This is a genomic window from Veillonella parvula, from assembly GCF_048309325.1.
GTDB lineage: Bacteria > Bacillota > Negativicutes > Veillonellales > Veillonellaceae > Veillonella > Veillonella parvula_T.
Genome location: NZ_DBFBTX010000005.1, coordinates 853,250 through 871,335, shown reverse-complemented (window position 1 = coordinate 871,335; position 18,086 = coordinate 853,250). Strand labels below are relative to the sequence as shown.

The following is an 18,086-nucleotide window of genomic DNA, read 5'->3' as shown; positions in this document are numbered from 1 at the left end:
CCTAGTAATAAGTTAATTAGAAGTTATAGCTCTTGGTGTAATTTAGGGGTCGTTAAGAATGTTACATCCGGATTACGCTCTTGAACCCAACCCATTTGCCATTCGTTAGAGATAAGAACGACGGTGCGATCGCGATTATCTTTTACAATCATCGCATTATCTATACCTTTCAAGGATGCAATATCAACTTCGCCGTCAATCCAACGAGCAACACCATATGGCAAAGTATGATTTAATAAATCTACGCCATATTCATTTTTGAGGCGGTACTCAAGAACTTCAAATTGAAGCATACCTACGGCACCGACTACGAAGGAATCAAGGGAGCCTGGTTGTTCAAAGATTTGAACAGCTCCTTCTTGAGCCAATTGAGTCATACCTTTTTGGAACTGTTTACGTTTCATAGTATCTTTTGGGGATACGCGGGCAAAGAATTCCGGAGGGAATACAGGGAAGTCACCGAAAGTTACTTTGTGTTTTTGTGCACAAAGTGTATCGCCTACCCCCATAGTACCTGCATCAAAAACACCGATAATATCGCCTGGGTACGCATCTTCTACGATGGTACGTTCCGTAGCCAAGAATTGTTGAGGCTGAGATAGGCGGATTGTTTTATTAGATTGGCGGTGTAATACGGACATACCTTTTTCGAATTTACCTGAGCAGATTCGCATAAATACGATACGGTCATGGTGGTTCGGGTCCATATTTGCTTGGATTTTAAATACTAGAGCAGAGAAGTCTTCGCTAGTGGGTTGTACCATTTCCTCTATCGCTTGTCGTGGAGCAGGGGATGGAGCTAGTTCCAAGAATTTTTCTAAGAATGGTTTTACCCCGAAGTTCGTCATAGCAGAACCAAAAAACATAGGGGTCAATTCACCAGCACGAACCTTATCGAAATCGAATGGATCGCCAGCAACGTCTAGCAACTCAATATCGTCGAGCAATGCTTGGTATACATCGTCACCTAATAGCTCTTTCATGCGCGGATCCGTTAAAGCACCTTTTTCGGATGCAAGTTTTTCTTGACCATGAGTTTCGTCTTTTGCAAAGAGTTCGATAGTTTCGTGCTCTCTATCGTAGACGCCTTTGTATTCGCCGTTGATACCGATAGGCCAGTTCATAGGGCACGTACGGATGCCGAGAACATTTTCGATTTCTTCCATTAGATCGAATGGACTGCGACCGAAATGGTCAATTTTGTTAACAAATGTAAAGATAGGAATACCGCGTTCTTTTGATACAGCAAATAGTTTCTTTGTTTGGGCCTCTACGCCTTTTGCTACGTCGATAAGCATGACAGCACTGTCAGCAGCCATCAATGTACGGTATGTATCTTCTGAGAAGTCCTGGTGACCAGGGGTGTCGAGGATGTTTACGCGGCAACCGTCGTAGTCAAATTGCAACACGGAGCTCGTTACAGAGATACCACGTTGTTTCTCAATTTCCATCCAGTCGGATACGGCGTGTTTTGTAGTTTTACGAGACTTTACGGACCCGGCTAAGTGAATAGCACCACCATATAATAGTAATTTTTCCGTTAATGTTGTTTTACCCGCATCCGGGTGAGATATGATAGCAAACGTACGGCGACGTTGTACTTCTTCTAAAAATGTCATGTTTCACCTCTATTAATATGTTGTGAAAGCAGATAAATCTTTAGTTTTTACTTTCACAGTCTATATATCGTAAAAATTATACATGATTTTTCTAGTTATGACCACTAAATTGTAGTATAATGAGATTTCATAGAACGGCTTGGGGTTAGCCGTTATCTTCAGGTTAAGGAGGGGACCCATGCGGTTATTTATTGCAGAAAAGCCATCCATGGCTCGCGAAATCAGTAAATGCTTACCAGAAAATAAGAATATCCAAAAACGGAATGGTTATTTTATCCAAGGTGATGATGTGGTGACTTGGGTAGTAGGTCATGTATTGCATCAGGCTGAGCCAGGAGATTACGATGATAAATATATCCGTTGGCGCCCTCAAGATCTTCCTATCGTGCCCGATGAGTGGAAATTGCTTGTCACAGATAGCAGCCGTCAACAGTTTGAAATTGTAAAAGACCTTATTAGTAAAGCAGATGTCATTGTCAATGCAGGTGACCCGGATCGAGAAGGTCAACTTTTAGTTGACGAAGTTTTGTACTATGTAGGTAATACAAAACCAGTGCAGCGTATTCTATTAAATGCCCTCGATGAAAAATCTATTCGTTCTGCTCTTGATGATTTGAGAGATAACAAGGACTTTCACAATCTATATCGATCTGCATTGGCAAGAGCGCGAGCAGACTGGCTCATTGGGATGAATTTATCTCGGGCTTATACATTATCTGAACGTTATAAAGGTCATAAGGTAACATTGCCAATTGGTCGTGTAAAGACGCCAACGTTAGCTCTTGTTGTACGTAGAGAACGAGAGTTAGCTGCATTTAAACCAGTAGACTATTTTACTGTAAAGGTATTATATAACCATCCTAATGGAGTGTTTTGGGCGACTTGGCAGCCTACAGACGAACAAAAGGGGCTTGACCCAGATGGACGACTCATTAATAAAGCTATTGCTGATGAATTAGTAGAACGTTTACAAGCTGGACCAGACGGTTTTATTAAAGGTGTTACAAAGTCTAAGAAAAAAGATGTACAACGATTGCCTTTATCCTTATCATCCTTACAAGTATTGGCAGGTAAAGCCTTTTCTTATGATCCACAGACTGTACTTGATACAGCGCAAAAATTATACGAAAAGAAATTAACTACCTATCCACGTTCTGATTGTGAATATTTACCACCCAATCAATATGATGATCGCAATGCAATCCTCAACAATCTACAAAATGCAGGTGATGAGAGATTAGCACAGTGGGCTGCCGATGCAGATCGTTCTATTAAGAGCCGTGCTTGGAATGAAAAGAAAATTACCGCCCATCATGCTATTATTCCTACAACGGTGGCTTGCAATATAAATAGTTTGTCCCAAGAGGAGCGAAATATTTATTTCCTCATCAGTCAAGCTTATATTGCGCAATTTTATGGGGAGCATATTTACGAGCAAACTAAAATTGTAGTAGAACAAAGTAAGGAAGAGTTTGTAGCTAATGGTCGTGTAGTTATCGAAGAAGGATGGAAATTGCTTTATAAACGACATAAGTCTAAATCTACGACGGACAATGACGAGCCCGATCTAACCGATGAGCGTGGGGCTGAATCAGACCCTAAAAAAGAGGTTATTGAAGAAACGGACCACTTGCCAGCGGTTAAAAAGAACGATACTGTTTTATATACGGATTCTTCTATAGAGTCTAAACAAACGAAACCACCATCCCGTTTTACGCCGTCCACATTACTACAAGCGATGAAGGAAATTCATAAATTCGTAAAAAATGAAGACTTGAAAAAGCAATTAAAGGCTGTATCTGGTATTGGTACAGAAGCAACTCGGGCAAACATTATTGATGAGCTTATCAGTCGAGACTTTATGAAAACGTCAGGGAAGAAGCAAGTCTTATCTCCAACGGAAACGGGCTATCTCTTAGTAGATGCTCTGCCAGAAGAGCTGCTTTATCCTGATGAAACAGCTGTTTGGGAAGAACGCTTAGCACTTATGAGCGAAGGAGAGGATACATTAGATTCCTTCTTAGCGGATCAAATTAAGTTTTTAAAATTATTAATTGATAAACTTGGTTTTGATAAAGTAGTAAGCTCTGATCAAATGATGCCCAATGTGGTGCGAACTATAACGAGTCAAAATCGTAAGCGCCCTATGGATAGTGAAAGCGTAGACTTGTCTTCCTTACCTGTATGTCCTAAATGTAAAAAAGGACGTTTGCAACAGCGGAATGGTAAATTTGGTGCCTTTTTAGGGTGCACGAATTATCCTACGTGTAAACATACTCAGCCAGTAGAAGGGGATACTTCTAGTGTTGAAGGTAATATTGAAGTATCTGATGAAGATAAACAATATAAATGCCCTAGATGTAACGTAGGTTACTTTGTGAAACAAGAGGTGAGAGGTCGAACAAACTGGATTTGTAGCAATCGATCTCAATGTAAGACCCAATGTTCTGATGTAGATGGGGTACCGAGCATTTATGCCAACAAATAAAGTAACCAATAAAAGGTAACTTATTATCGGTAAATATATATAATCGAATATAGATTATTGTAAAGTTTTTAGTTATCTAAGATTACCAAGAAACAACTATTTTTACAGTGATAATAAAAAGACGCGTACAGCTTAGCTGTGCGCGTCTTTTTTTGAAACTGTTCTTGTAGAAGAAAAATTGCTTCATTTAGTTTAGGATATTAAGCTGAATTTTATCTGCGTTTGCCACGACGACCAGTTTGGGAGGTAGAAGCACGGCGTTGGCGTGTATTGGAGCCTTTATGGCCTCGTGCTTTGTGAGCTTTAGCCTTAGTGGATTGGTAAGTGCTTGTAATCTTAGGTTTACTAGCTAATTTTGTGCGTTTTGGAGCAGTGCTAGCATTGCCCTTAGTTTTGATCTGACCATCCTTAGTATATTTTGTAAGTGTAGCTTGGATAGCTCGTTCGATGCGTCGTAACCATGATTCGTCTTGTGGTGTCGCAAAGGTTACAGCCACGCCAGAGTTACCAGCACGACCTGTACGGCCAATGCGGTGGATGTAGTAATCTACATCGCGAGGTACGTCGTAATTATATACATGTGTGATACCTTCGATGTCGATACCGCGAGCCGCAATATCGGTAGCCACTAAGATTTGTGTTTTAGCTTTTGCAAAGTCTCGCAGAATTTGTGTGCGACGACCTTGTGTCAAGTCACCGTGCATTTCTGCTATATTGAGCCCCGCTGCAGTTAATTCGTAGGATAAACGAATGGCACCTTCCCGTTTATTACAGAAAACTATAGCTAAAAACGGATTATCATCTTCAATCATTTTGATGAGCCGTTGTGTTTTTTCTTCAGGATTCATCATATACACTCGTTGATCAATTGATTCGAGAGTGATGTGTTTTCCTTCTGCCGTTACTGAAACGGGTTTAGACATATATGCCTTTGCGAGATTTCGGATTTTATCTGGAATTGTAGCGGAGAATAGTAATAGTTGTCTATTGGCATCTGTTTGGCCGATGAGATTTTCGATATCTGGTAAGAAGCCCATGTGAAGCATTTGGTCTGCTTCATCTAGTACAACACGACGAATACAGTCTAGATGGAGAGAACCGCGCTTTGCATGATCCAATAGACGACCAGGTGTACCTAAGATGACTTGAGGTCGGCGGCCTAACTGTTGTAACTGTGCCTCGATTGTTTTGCCGCCGATAAGAGGGAGGATATCTACATTTAAAATAGAACCTATTACCTTCGCTTCATCGGAAATTTGTTTAATTAGTTCTCGTGTAGGCGCAATGATAAGCACTTGTTCTTGATGAACATCAGTATGTACACGTTGTAGAATTGGCAGTAAGAATGCTAGTGTTTTCCCCGTGCCGGTTTGAGCTTTGGCTATGACATCATTCCCTTTAAAGACGACAGGAATGGATTGTTCTTGAATTGGCGTAGGCTCCTTTATACCTTGTTTTTGTAGGGCTTGGATAAGTTCATCACAAACACCTAAAGATTTAAAAGATTTCATGAATCGTCCTTTCTATAATACATATTATATTAATTATAACGTATGCACATATTAGGGGCAAATGAATTGAACTTGGAAGATGTATAGTCTTAACATACTCTAGGCTCAATAAATATTATAGTATTTTGGGTATATTTTTTTGATAATATATGGAAAAATACTGATATAACTAAGTAAAATGAGAAATGAAAATATTAAAATAGCTACATTTAAACTGTTTATAAACTATTAATTGAGAATGTGAGAGTATTTGTAAATGATAATCTTAATAGAGTTTATTGATTACAGTATCTAAATATATAGCTATGAAATATTAAATTTCAGCTAGTATTCAGTATTTTATTAGATAATTATATAGATAATCTCATATTAAATATGATAATAAAATATAGATATGAGATAAAAAATAACCATAAAAATGATAATAATTGTTGAAATTAATGCTTGATTTGATATAATAATTTAAGATATTAATACGCATTATTATTTTGTGTGGTTAATATGAGGTTGTTAGGTACAATAATTAGGAGGTGTCGTATGGCTATCAAAAAGTTGAAAGACATGAAGCCAGGTGAGTCTGGTCTTATTGTTGCACTACATGGCAGTGGCAATGTTAAGCATCGTCTAATCGACATGGGTCTCGTACATGGTACAAAAATCCATGTTATGAAGTTTGCCCCTTTGGGTGATCCGGTGGAGATCAAAGTAAAAAACTTTGAATTAGCACTTCGTACAAGCGAAGCTGGCATGATTGATGTAGATGTTCAATAGGAGGTTCACATGGCAGAAAATGGGCAAATTCGCATTGCCTTAGCAGGTAACCCAAACTGTGGTAAGACTACAATGTTTAACAATATCACAGGGGCGAAGCAACACGTTGGTAACTATGCCGGCGTTACAGTAGAAAAAAAGGAAGGCCATACGAAATTTGATGGCCATGAGTTATTGTTTATTGACTTACCAGGTACATATAGCTTAACTGCACGTTCCTTGGATGAGTTAGTAGCGCGTAATGTTATCGTAAATGATAACCCAGATGTAATTGTTAATGTTCTTGATGCATCTAACTTGGAACGTAACTTATATTTAGCTGCACAATTATTGGAACTTGAAAAGCCAATGGTTATTGCTCTAAACATGGCTGACGTTGCTGAAGAAATGGGCATCAAATACGACCTAAAAAAAATGGCAGAAATGACAGGGGCTACCATTGTTAGTACTGTAGGTCGTACAAATATTGGTACAAAAGACTTGTTAGAAGCAACAATTAGTGTAGCTGCTTCTCAAAAAGCTCCTGGTGTAACAATTAATTATGGTGATTTGTTAGAAGGCAAAATTAGTGAGCTTGTAGAAGAACTAAAACAAGCTGGCACTGTTACATATCCACTTCGTTGGATTGCTGTTAAGTTGTTAGAAAAAGATGCTGACGTTATTGGCAAAGTTATGCGCTTTGATAATACGGAAGCTGTTATTCAAAAGGCTGAAGCTATTCGTGAAGAAATTAAGGATCAAGTTGATCTTGATATTGTATTCCAAGAATATCGTCACCGCTTTGCTGTAGAAGTATACAATGCATGTTTAACACAAGCGCCAACTCAATTGGAAACACGCTCTGACCGTTATGACAAAATCTTAACGCATCGAATTTGGGGCTTACCAATCTTCATGGTTGTTATGTACTTATTATTCGCGTTTGTTAACTTTGTAGGTGGGATACCTCAAGGTTGGATTGAAGATGGTTTCGCTGCATTACAGGCTTATGTGGTTCAGACTATTCCAGAGGGCCAATTACAGTCACTCGTATCTGATGGTATTATTGCCGGCGTAGGTGCAGTACTTTCATTCTTGCCATTAATTTTATTACTCTTCCTTGGCATTTCTTTCTTGGAAGATACAGGGTATATGGCTCGTGCAGCCTTCGTAATTGACCGTGTAATGCGCGCATGTGGCTTGCATGGTAAATCCTTTATTCCTTTGTTATTGGGATTTGGTTGTTCCGTGCCATCTGTAATGGGTGCTCGTATCCTTGATAACTATAAGGATCGAATGGTTACTATTTTGATTACACCATTCATGAGTTGTTCTGCTCGTTTACCGGTATATATCTTATTTGCAAATGCATTTTTCCCAAATGGTTGGGATAGTACATTTGTTGTATTTTCTGTATATTTCTTGGGCATTATTTTCGGTATTATCTTTGCAAAGATCTTCCGTAAGTTCTTATTTGCAGGTGAAGCTGAACCATTTGTAATGGAACTACCTCCATATCATTTACCTACATTGAAAGCTACTTGGATGCACATGTACGAACGTGCTAAATTGTACATCATTAAAGCTGGTACATTCATCATGGCCGCATCTATTTTGATTTGGTTCATTACAGCGTACCCAATGGATGTAGAATACTCTAAAGACTATGATGCAATGAAAGAACAAGTTGCTCAAGAGTATGAAGTAAAAGATGCAGCTACATTAGCTCAATTCGGTATCGCTACAGATGACCAAAAAGATGCAGTTGATAAAATTGTTGAAGATATGAAATCTACTGTACAAGATGCTACTAATGCTGCTAAGGACGCAGGAGAAGATGAACCTGAAGTAGCAGTAGAAGAAGATTCTGAAGCACCTGAATTATTCAATGATATTAAAGATGAAAATAAAGACTTGTTCCCAGCAGCATGGGCAATGTATAAAAACAGTGCTAACTTAGATGCTGAAAATGACAAACTTGATAAAGAACAAGCTTCTGAAAAAATTGAACAATCCTATGCAGCATCTTTTGGTAAAGCTATTAACCCAGTGCTAGAACCATTGGGGTTTGATTGGAAAATGGGCCTATCATTAGTAGCTGGTTTAGCGGCTAAAGAAGTAGTAATTTCTACATTGGGTACTATCTATGCTGTAGGTGGTGATGATCAAAATCCAGCACCGTTGACTGAGTACCTACAAAACGACTCTCACTTTACACCATTAATTGGTTTGACAATGATGTTGTTTATCTTAATTTACCCACCTTGTTTGGCAACATTAGCTGTTATCAAACGTGAAACAGGTTCTTGGAAATGGGTTGCTTTCATGTTCTTCTATGAAAATACATTTGCTTGGATTGCATGTTTCATCTTCTATAACATAGGTCGCGCATTAGGTTTCTAATCTAAAATCGCTAAATAGGAGAGTTTAGCCACTTTTAGATACTTTGAACAAAAATGAATTAAAACATTGCGATTTTGTTATAAGTAATTTAAAAATAATACTTGATAATTATCAATATTCGTGGTTAAATGATAATGAGAAAAGGGAAATATCCTTTAGATATTGCTTTTATCTTGTTTATCACTAAGACAGATATTGTAATTTAGTAGATATTGAGAAAGAGGCATAGTAATGGATAATCTTGTTATAGGACTCATAGTTGTATTAGCATTAGCTTATATCGGTAATAAATTTTACAAACAAATGTCTGGTAAAGGTGGCTGCGGCTGTAGTGGCGGTGGCTCCGATTCTGGCTCTAAAAAATCTTCTGGTTGTGGTGGTAGCTGCAGCTGTGATGGTTCCAATAAGGCATTAGGCATTAAACGTACCGCTAAGTAAGCTAATACGAATTCTGAATTTGAAAGAGGGGTCTCTATAATAGGCTCCTCTTTTCAAATATAGTAAGTAATTTTTATATATATTCAGTAGAAAGGAATATTATTATGTTCAACTTCAACCAAAACAATCTTAAAAACGCTAATTTATTCGCAGCAGGTCTTGCATTGGGTACTGTAGGTCTTAAAGTGTTAACTTCTAAAGACGCTAAAAAAGTATATGCTGGTATCGTAGCAGCTGGTCTTCGCGCTAAAGAAACTGTATTAGAAACAGCTGAAAAAGTACAAGCATCCGCATCTGATGTATTGGCAGAAGCTCAAGAAATCAACGAAGCACGCAACGAAGAAATCTTTGAAGAAAACAAATAATTGAGGATTTAACTATGTTACAATTTTCTGTTGTACGAAAACTCAGAAATCGCTTACACGTTAAGGTGTCTGGGCATCGCTTTACAGAAGCAGAAGCTGCTTATGTAGAGGATACATTGCTCCTTAATGATGCAATTGTAGATGTAACCTTCTACACTCGTAGCAGTCAAATCGCCATTAAACATAATGGTGATTCTGATGCTGTGCGTGATGCAGTACTTGGTCTACGCGATTTAGATTTGTCCGAAGCACTAGCTTTGAACGAATACTCTCCACGCTTGGTAAATAAAAAATACCGTGAAATGATGATTAACCGCACAGCAGTTTACTTAGGTAAAAAAGCAGTGTTACCTGCACCAATTGCGGCTGCATGGGCATGGTTTGATGGGATTAAATTTATCGGTAAAGCGATTAAAACATTGTGGCAACGTAAGTTAACTGTAGAAGTACTTGATGGTGTAGCTATTGGTGCTGCATTACTTCAAAAAGATTATCCTACAGCTGGAGCCGTTATGTACCTATTGGGTATTGGTGATATCTTAGAAGAATGGACTCACCGTAAATCCGTATTGAATCTCGCTCAAAGCATGTCCTTGAACGTAGATAAAGTATGGGTATTGGTGGATGATATTGAAGTAAGCAAACCTGTTAATGAGGTTGTAGCTGGTGATCAAATTATCATTCGTCAAGGCGAAGTTATTCCTTTGGATGGCGTTGTTATAGATGGTGTTGTTCTCGTTAATGAAAGCTCCATGACAGGGGAACCAGAAGCGGTTCGTCGCGATCAAGACAGTTCTGTATATGCAGGTACTGTTGTTGAAGACGGTAAAGCTATTGTAGAAGTACGTAGCACATCCAAAACATCTCGTTACGAAAAAATCGTTAACCTCATTGAAGAGTCTGAACAAATGAAATCCGGTATGGAACAACAAGCATACCGCATGGCTGATAAATTAGTTCCAATAAGCTTTATTGGTGCTGGTTTAACATACTTGTTGACTCGTAATGTGATGAAAGCATTGTCTTTCGTAATGGTTGACTTCTCTTGTGCTCTTAAATTATCCATTCCATTAGCAGTACTTTCCGCTATGCAAGAAGCATCTAAACGCGGTATCACTGTTAAAGGTGGTAAGTTCCTAGAACAAATTGCACAAGCAGATATGATTGTGTTCGATAAAACAGGCACTCTTACTAAAGCTGAACCTGAGTTTGAACAAATTATTCCATTTAACGGTCATGATGCAGATGAAATGTTGAAATTAGCTGCATGTATTGAGGAGCATTTCCCTCATTCCATGGCAAAAGCAATTGTACGTGCTGCTAAGGATCATGCATTACCTCATAAGGAAATGCACTCTGACGTAGAATACGTTGTGGCTCATGGTATTGCATCTAAGGTTGGTCGCTATCGTGTACGCATTGGTAGTGCTCATTATATCTTTGATGATGAAAAAACAAAGATTCCTGCTGATGAACAAGAAAAATTCAATAATTTACCAAATACATCTTCACATATTTACCTCGCTATTGGTGGTACATTAGCAGCGGTTATTTGCATTAAAGACCCTGTACGTGAAGAGGCAAAACAAGTTATAGCTGATTTGCATGCATTAGGCATTAAAAAGGTTGTCATGATGACTGGTGACTCTAAGCGTAATGCACAACGCGTAGCTGATGAACTTGGTATTGATGAAGTGCATGCAGAAGTATTGCCAGAAGATAAGGCAAGTTATGTAAAACAAGCCAAAGCTGAAGGCTATACTGTTATGATGGTAGGGGACGGTATCAATGACTCCCCAGCAATTTCTGAGGCTCATGTTGGTATCGCTATGAATGAAGGCGCTCCAATTGCTCAAAAGATTGCGAATGTTACTATTTCTTCCGATAATCTACAAGCTCTTGTAGATTTGCGCCGCATTTCTATTGCATTGATGAAACGTATCAAAGCAAATTACAATGGTATCGTTGGTTTCAATGGTGCTCTTGTTGGTGGCGGTGTACTTGGCTTTATGCCACCAAGTCAAACTGCTTGGTTGCATAATCTATTCACATTGGGGATCGGGCTTGAAAGCATGACACCATTGTTGAAAAAAGAAGAACCAAAGGAAACTGTTCCTACAATTGATGTAACAGCTGATTCTGTAGTAGCTTAATCAAAGGAACCTCCATATAGGTATTGATTTACCTATATGGAGGTTTTTCTTTTTTGATGACATTTATCTATGATTATTGTAAAATACAAGGAGATTACATATCGTAGGAGATTTATATGAACATTTTGATAGATATTTGCAGACGCTCCTTCTATTTGAATCTATTTATTGTGGTAATTCCCATTATTGCATATATGATTCATAATGGATCGAGTGCGACAGTAGCACTAGTATGGTATTTGTTGTTATCCTTGTGTATGCCTTGGGCCTATTTATCATTTAAAAGCAGTACCTTTGGTGAGGGTAAATCTATAAGTCGTATCGCTTATGTAGTGAGTTGGGTTGTCGTTCACGGTATCAGCTATAAAGGAATTTTCTTAGGTATTGATTTATCCATGTTGTGGGGATGGCCAACAGTAGGTCGTGATATAGCCTTTTTATTAGCTATGTATTTTAGTGTCACATTTAGCTTGATTATAGCTTATGGCTTAACTCGATTGGTGGGAGACCGTAATGAATAAAAGTTTTTGGTTATTTACGTTAATTTGTTCACTTTTTGTAAGTGCTATTACGACAGTACTTTCATTAAGTGGGGCACTATCATTACCCATTTTAGTGTTCCCCGTTTTGTCGCTAGTCATACCAATTATGGTGCGACGACTAAAGAATACCAAGTTTAACGATGATTTACCGCTAAGCATGGGCTATCATGCTTATAGTTGGGCTTGGTGGACGGTATTTTCGTTTCTTCATACACCATTTAGCTTTAATGTAGATAATGGATTAGCAAAAGTACTACTTTTATTTGTAGTATATTTTATCGTTCAAGTTCTTATTGAGCTATGTGGCTTATTAGCTACAAAGTTTTTCAATCGTACTCATCGATGGGGTATGATTGATGAAGCATTAGATATAATTGTCTATACTATACCGATTCCATTCTTGTATATTGGCTCAATCCTATATATAGATTTACAGGATCCGATGGTATATTTTATGTATGCATCATCTATGAATGTAAATATATTATTTGCTGAACTTGTATTATTACTAGTTTCTTTATTGGTCTTTGTATTCTATTTGTATCCAAGAGATTTAGCATATAAGGGTGTACGTTTGTTGCGTATCATTATTACTGCAGGTATATGGCTTGCTATGAACGCTCATATCTTGTATGGTGGTTATATTCCAGAATTTATTTTATCTTTAGTTCCCACCGTTTTTCCAACGTACCAAGGTAATCCACTAGTGTTTGTAACTCCAGCTTTATTAGAAGCTGGTGTGACAGGTGTAGCAGTGATTATAGGTGCATTGGTAGAGCGTGGTATTATTTCACGATGCCGTGAACGTATTTAATTTCTAGTTTCGACTTATATCCGTAAGGAATGAGAGCGAAGGAGGATCTATGAACAACATTGAACGTCCATTGGATGATAACTCAACTGTATCAATCCACGACAATGAAAAACTGAAGCAAGTTGAACGTAAAGAAGCCAAAAAAGAGAAGAAAAGTGGCATTACGATTCGAGAATTGACGATTATTGGTTTACTAGCCGGTATCACTATTGCATTAGGCCTTTCTGGATATGGTATTATTCCATTAGGTCCGCTAAATGTAACAACTTTACACGTACCAACTCTAATTGGTGCTATTGTAGAAGGACCAAAAGTGGGGGCCTTTGTAGGCCTTATCTTTGGTTGCTATAGTTTGTGGCAAAATATTACAGCTCCTAATATTTTATCCCCACTATTTATTAATCCAATTATTTCCGTATTACCACGTATACTTTTCCCAGTATTAGCATATTTGGTATATCTATTATTGTGGAAAGCACCGCAAGGTCCACGTATTATTGTTTCTGCTTTTATGGGGACCGTATTCCATACGATCATGGTTATGGGATTAATCTTCTTACTCTATGCAGATATGTTTGCTCTTAAAATGAATCTTAGTCCAGATCAAGTATTAGGCTCTATCGTATTCTTGTCTGTTACACATGGTATTCCAGAAGCCGTTTTTGCTGCTGTAATTGTAACACCTGTAGCAATGGCATTACGTAAAGTCTTGCGCAAAGATGCTCCTAAGAAAACTAAAGGTGAAGCTATAACAGAAGTAAAAGTTGCAGATCCTCAATTATCAGAAACTGAAGCGGTAGAAACTAAATAAGTTGAAGTTGTAGACGAAAATATAACGAAATAGTATTTTACAGGCTTTTTATAAATATGATAAAATAAATATCATTCGATAAGTATTGAGGAGGATAATCATGGCTAAACGTATTCGTACTATCAACACTGAATCCTTACAAAAAACTGCTAAAACTGGCGGTTGTGGGGAATGTCAAACATCTTGCCAATCCGCTTGTAAAACAAGCTGCACAGTTGGTAACCAAGTTTGCAAACAAAAATAATGAAGAGGCTCGCTTAGCGGGCCTTTTTTATTTATGTTTTAAAGACATACATTGTATGGTATATCTTTATGACTCTTTTTATAACGTTTAGTGTGGAAATGTGGTACAATTATCTAGAAAGTTCTATATACTAGGGCTTTTACCATACAAATTAATTGGAGGTACCATGTTAGAATTAAAACCAATGATCCATAAGTTTCGGATGAAGGATAACTATTACTGCTTAGACGTGAATAGCGGTATTATCCATGTTATCGACGAACTCATCGATAGAGTTCTTGACATATATGATGGCACTAATCGCGATGCTGTACATGCTGCGTTAGATGCTAAAGAAGATGCAGTAGAACTAGATGAGATTATGGACGAGTTAGATGAGCTCATCAAAGCGGAGCAATTATTTGCGCCGATGAGTAAAGAGTTTAAACTTGTAGTAGGTGAGAAACCTATTGTTAAGGCATTATGCTTAAATATTGCTCATGATTGTAACTTAGCATGCAAATATTGCTTTGCTAGTCAAGGTGATTACGGCGGTGTTAAACGAGAATTAATGAGCTTTGATGTAGCAAAACGGGCTGTGGATTTTCTTATTAAAATGAGTGGATCTCGTCAACATTGTGAGATTGATTTCTTTGGTGGCGAGCCATTATTGAACTGGGATGTAGTTAAACAAACGGTTGAATACATTGAATCTATTCAAGAAAAGCACAACAAAATCTTCAAACTTACATTGACCACGAATGGTATGCTTTTAACACAAGATAAAATTGATTATGTGAATGAGCATAAGATGAGTCTTGTATTATCTTTGGATGGTCGTGAATCCGTTCATAATGCGATGCGACCTGTAGCGGGTAGTGGTGCTGAATCCTATAAATATATTGCAAAGAATCTTGTCAATGCTGTAAAACAGCGTCACGGTCTTGAATACTATGTACGTGGTACGTATACACATAAAAACTTAGACTTTACTAAAGACGTTATGGCAATGTCTGATCTTGGCTTTGAGCATTTGTCCATGGAGCCTGTTGTCGGTGAAGAAGGGGACTATGTACTTCGTGAAGAAGATTGGCCAGCTTTAGAGAAAGAATATGAAAAACTAGCAGATATTTATTTACAACGCCAGTTAGAAGGCTGGGGTGAGAAGTTTAACTTCTTCCACTTCCGCATGGATTTATATCGTGGGCCATGTATGGCGAAACGCCTTCGAGGTTGTGGGGCAGGTCATGAATATATGGCGATTGTACCAAATGGTGATATTTATCCATGCCATCAATTTGTAGGCAAAGATGGATACGTGCTTGGTAATGTGTATGATGGTTTACAAAATACAGAGATTCCTAAAGATTTCCGCAATACACATGTATTCTCTAAGCCAATTTGTGCTGAATGTTGGGCGAAATTCTTCTGTTCCGGTGGCTGTCATGCTAACAACATTACATTGGGTGGCGATCTAGAGACACCTTATGAATTTGGTTGTCGTTTACAGAAGAAACGTATTGAATGTGCTATCATGATTCAAGCTGAATTAGAACAAGCTGGTATTGATGGCAGTATTCCTGTTGCATTAGGTTAATTACACTTGATTCTCCGAGTATAGTAGGAGTTTATATGAAACAAAATAGTAATCAAACTACAGAACGCTGGGGAATTCGCTATACCGGTATAGTTCAAGGGGTCGGATTCCGACCCCTTGTTTCTATGTTGGCCCATTCTCTAGGATTAACAGGTTTTGTATATAATGATAGTCAAGGCGTGTATGTTGAAGTTCAAGGTTTTCTAGGTGAATTGCAGTTATTTTTAGATGCTGTTCAAGAGGAGCAACCTCGTTTATGTCGTATTACTAGTCAAACTGTACAGCATCTTACACTTAATATGCATGAAAGTGATTTTGTTGTGCAGACATCCCCTTTAGGTGAATCCGTGAGTACCTTTATTAGTGCTGATACTGCGCCTTGTAATGATTGCCTTAAAGAGTTACAACAAGATAAACGTAGAAAGGAATATCCTTTCATCAATTGTACAAATTGCGGACCAAGGTATACGATAATTAAATCTTTGCCCTATGATCGAGAACGGACGACGATGAATGAGTTCCCCATGTGTGAAGATTGTAAGGCTGAATATGAAGATATAGAGGGGCGTCGTTATAGAGCTGAACCAAATGCATGCTCTTATTGTGGGCCTCGTTATACTTTATACAAGCCAAATCGCACGGCTGTAGATACGGTAAATGTATGGAATACTACGCGGGAATTGATTAATGAAGGTAATATTATCGCCATAAAAGGTGTAGGAGGGTATCATCTTGTTTGCGATGCTAGAAATGATGCTGCTGTACAACGATTACGTAAGCGGAAGAATAGACCGCATAAACCATTAGCAATAATGGTGGGATCTCTAGATATGGCGATTGAGTTAGTACATATTAACGATGTAGAACTAGATGTATTAACGGGGATGGAACGTCCTATTGTGTTATTAGAAAGAAATCATAATAGTTCTGTTCGGTTAAGTCCTCACGTTGCACCTGACAATCATATGTTGGGTGTGATGTTGCCTTATTCACCGATGCATGAGGTGTTATTGCCCTCTGATGCAGCTTGGGTTATGACCAGTGGTAACAGAAGTGGTGATTCCGTATTATATAACGACGACCAAGCGTTTAATGAACTAGGTGAGGTAGCAGACTATTTCCTCGTTCATAATCGTGAAATCTATGCTCCTCTTGATGATTCTGTGGTGGTGGTCATCAATAATAAACCTCGATTTATTCGTCGCAGTCGTGGCTATGTACCTGAGCCAATTCATTGTGACGGTTTAGAACAAACTTCGATATTAGCTATGGGCAGTGATTTGAAAAATGCGTTTGCTGTGAATAAAGGTAGTGAAGTTCTTGTAGGACCCCATATTGGAGATTTAGAGAATGCATCTACTCATAAAACCCTAGAATGGACCATTGAACGATATAAAAATTTATTTTCTATACAACCAGAAAAGATTATTATAGATAGTCATCCCCAGTTTTTCTCTTCTCGGTTAGGTGAAAGAATAGGTGAAAGTCTCCATCTTTCTGTTGTACCTGTTCAGCATCATCATGCTCATATAGCGTCTGTTATGGCAGAACACAATTTAAGGGGGCTGGTACTAGGAATTGCTATGGATGGTACTGGCTATGGACCAGATGGGACTATATGGGGGGGAGAATTCCTCCTTTGTAAAGGCAATCAATATCAGAGATTGGCACATATTCATGCGGCTCCATTGCCTGGTGGAGAAAAGGCTGTTTCTGAACCCTGGCGACAAGCCTTATGGTATATTCGTAATTATTATGGCGATGATATCCCTTTTGTATATCAAGAATGGATGAAAGAACTTCCAAAGGGATGGGAAATTTTAGATAAAGCATTACAATCTACGATGCCCATGATTCAAGCTACAAGCTGTGGGCGATTATTTGATACTGTAGGTACTTTATTAGGTCTTGGTATGGTGCATAGTTATGATGCACAAATTGCCATTTCCTTAGAAACTCTATGTGGTGATGAAAAAGGATCACTACTTGCTTACAATTATGACGGACATATTCTTGATTTTACACCTACAGTTCAATCTATTATGGATGGCGTTGTTCGTGGTGAATGTCGAGCTCATTTAGCCGCTTCATTTCATAAAACAATGGCAATCGCACTATGCGAAACGGCTGCAGACTTGATGGAGCGATATAATATTAGTGATGTGGCTATGTCTGGTGGTGTATTTCAAAATCGTAAACTATTAGAATTTATATATAAGACGTGGCATATAGGTAATTTATATATGAATGAAGCGGTTCCCTCTAATGATGGTGGACTTGCTTTAGGACAACTGTGGTTAGGAAATCAATTATAAATTGTCATATAGCTCTTATTCTTAGATAAATTTATTTAGTAATGTCCTGAATATTGT

Annotated in this window: 14 protein-coding genes; 12 read left to right on the top strand and 2 right to left on the bottom strand. The window is 38.1% G+C overall.

Annotation, left to right across the window (positions count from 1 at the left end; all coding sequences use genetic code 11):
* Positions 1–23 precede the first annotated feature (23 nt).
* Positions 24–1,619: a peptide chain release factor 3 gene (locus ACMKPP_RS08930; RefSeq protein WP_412198687.1), complete on the bottom strand. Its 1,596-nt coding sequence runs from the start codon at positions 1,617–1,619 to the stop codon at positions 24–26.
* Positions 1,620–1,797: 178 nt separating this feature from the next.
* Here ACMKPP_RS08930 and ACMKPP_RS08925 point away from each other — a divergent pair, with 178 nt between their 5' ends.
* Positions 1,798–4,107, top strand: a complete 2,310-nt coding sequence (locus tag ACMKPP_RS08925) for a DNA topoisomerase 3 (RefSeq protein WP_413085370.1) — start codon at positions 1,798–1,800, stop codon at positions 4,105–4,107.
* A 212-nt stretch (positions 4,108–4,319) separates the two neighbouring features.
* Here the strand turns inward: ACMKPP_RS08925 and ACMKPP_RS08920 are convergent, their stop codons facing one another.
* Positions 4,320–5,618, bottom strand: coding sequence for a DEAD/DEAH box helicase (locus tag ACMKPP_RS08920; protein WP_412198692.1), 1,299 nt, complete (start codon positions 5,616–5,618; stop codon positions 4,320–4,322).
* 537 nt (positions 5,619–6,155) lie between these two features.
* On the opposite strand from ACMKPP_RS08920, the gene ACMKPP_RS08915 reads away from it, so the two are divergent.
* From ACMKPP_RS08915 to hypF, 11 genes are all read left to right on the top strand, one after another.
* A complete protein-coding gene (locus ACMKPP_RS08915) occupies positions 6,156–6,389 on the top strand; it encodes a FeoA family protein (protein ID WP_021147945.1) in 234 nt (77 codons plus the stop codon).
* Between the two features lie 9 nt (positions 6,390–6,398).
* Complete coding sequence (feoB, locus tag ACMKPP_RS08910; protein ID WP_060918994.1) at positions 6,399–8,771, top strand: ferrous iron transport protein B; 2,373 nt, start codon at positions 6,399–6,401, stop codon at positions 8,769–8,771.
* Between the two features lie 231 nt (positions 8,772–9,002).
* Complete coding sequence (locus ACMKPP_RS08905; RefSeq protein WP_060918993.1) at positions 9,003–9,209, top strand: FeoB-associated Cys-rich membrane protein; 207 nt, start codon at positions 9,003–9,005, stop codon at positions 9,207–9,209.
* 104 nt (positions 9,210–9,313) lie between these two features.
* On the top strand, positions 9,314–9,574 hold the full coding sequence (locus tag ACMKPP_RS08900; RefSeq protein WP_005376730.1) for a DUF6110 family protein: 261 nt from the start codon (positions 9,314–9,316) through the stop codon (positions 9,572–9,574).
* Positions 9,575–9,588: 14 nt separating this feature from the next.
* On the top strand, positions 9,589–11,727 hold the full coding sequence (locus ACMKPP_RS08895; RefSeq protein ID WP_418369616.1) for a heavy metal translocating P-type ATPase: 2,139 nt from the start codon (positions 9,589–9,591) through the stop codon (positions 11,725–11,727).
* 116 nt (positions 11,728–11,843) lie between these two features.
* Positions 11,844–12,248, top strand: coding sequence for a hypothetical protein (locus ACMKPP_RS08890; RefSeq protein WP_008600576.1), 405 nt, complete (start codon positions 11,844–11,846; stop codon positions 12,246–12,248).
* Positions 12,241–13,083, top strand: a complete 843-nt coding sequence (locus tag ACMKPP_RS08885; RefSeq protein WP_412198699.1) for a hypothetical protein — start codon at positions 12,241–12,243, stop codon at positions 13,081–13,083. Before ACMKPP_RS08890 ends, ACMKPP_RS08885 begins: the two co-directional genes overlap by 8 nt.
* 49 nt (positions 13,084–13,132) lie before the next feature.
* On the top strand, positions 13,133–13,894 hold the full coding sequence (locus ACMKPP_RS08880; protein ID WP_418369615.1) for an ECF transporter S component: 762 nt from the start codon (positions 13,133–13,135) through the stop codon (positions 13,892–13,894).
* Between the two features lie 100 nt (positions 13,895–13,994).
* A complete protein-coding gene (gene scfA / locus ACMKPP_RS08875) occupies positions 13,995–14,138 on the top strand; it encodes a six-cysteine ranthipeptide SCIFF (RefSeq protein WP_004693318.1) in 144 nt (47 codons plus the stop codon).
* Between the two features lie 166 nt (positions 14,139–14,304).
* Positions 14,305–15,714 carry a thioether cross-link-forming SCIFF peptide maturase gene (gene scfB / locus ACMKPP_RS08870; RefSeq protein WP_039964878.1) on the top strand — a complete coding sequence of 470 codons (1,410 nt, stop codon included), beginning with the start codon at positions 14,305–14,307 and terminating at the stop codon, positions 15,712–15,714.
* 35 nt (positions 15,715–15,749) lie between these two features.
* A complete protein-coding gene (gene hypF, locus ACMKPP_RS08865) occupies positions 15,750–18,029 on the top strand; it encodes a carbamoyltransferase HypF (protein WP_418369614.1) in 2,280 nt (759 codons plus the stop codon).
* Positions 18,030–18,086 lie beyond the last annotated feature (57 nt).

Excerpts from the sequence above, each read along its gene's own strand:
- feoB (WP_060918994.1), top strand. The coding sequence starts at position 6,399 with ATGGCAGAAAATGGGCAAATTCGCATTGCCTTAGCAGGTAACCCAAAC.
- scfB (WP_039964878.1), top strand. The coding sequence starts at position 14,305 with ATGTTAGAATTAAAACCAATGATCCATAAGTTTCGGATGAAGGATAAC.
- ACMKPP_RS08915 (WP_021147945.1), top strand. The coding sequence starts at position 6,156 with ATGGCTATCAAAAAGTTGAAAGACATGAAGCCAGGTGAGTCTGGTCTT.
- ACMKPP_RS08885 (WP_412198699.1), top strand. The coding sequence starts at position 12,241 with ATGAATAAAAGTTTTTGGTTATTTACGTTAATTTGTTCACTTTTTGTA.
- ACMKPP_RS08920 (WP_412198692.1), bottom strand. The coding sequence starts at position 5,618 with ATGAAATCTTTTAAATCTTTAGGTGTTTGTGATGAACTTATCCAAGCC.
- ACMKPP_RS08900 (WP_005376730.1), top strand. The coding sequence starts at position 9,314 with ATGTTCAACTTCAACCAAAACAATCTTAAAAACGCTAATTTATTCGCA.
- ACMKPP_RS08895 (WP_418369616.1), top strand. The coding sequence starts at position 9,589 with ATGTTACAATTTTCTGTTGTACGAAAACTCAGAAATCGCTTACACGTT.
- ACMKPP_RS08925 (WP_413085370.1), top strand. The coding sequence starts at position 1,798 with ATGCGGTTATTTATTGCAGAAAAGCCATCCATGGCTCGCGAAATCAGT.
- scfA (WP_004693318.1), top strand. The coding sequence starts at position 13,995 with ATGGCTAAACGTATTCGTACTATCAACACTGAATCCTTACAAAAAACT.
- ACMKPP_RS08930 (WP_412198687.1), bottom strand. The coding sequence starts at position 1,619 with ATGACATTTTTAGAAGAAGTACAACGTCGCCGTACGTTTGCTATCATA.
- ACMKPP_RS08880 (WP_418369615.1), top strand. The coding sequence starts at position 13,133 with ATGAACAACATTGAACGTCCATTGGATGATAACTCAACTGTATCAATC.
- ACMKPP_RS08890 (WP_008600576.1), top strand. The coding sequence starts at position 11,844 with ATGAACATTTTGATAGATATTTGCAGACGCTCCTTCTATTTGAATCTA.
- hypF (WP_418369614.1), top strand. The coding sequence starts at position 15,750 with ATGAAACAAAATAGTAATCAAACTACAGAACGCTGGGGAATTCGCTAT.
- ACMKPP_RS08905 (WP_060918993.1), top strand. The coding sequence starts at position 9,003 with ATGGATAATCTTGTTATAGGACTCATAGTTGTATTAGCATTAGCTTAT.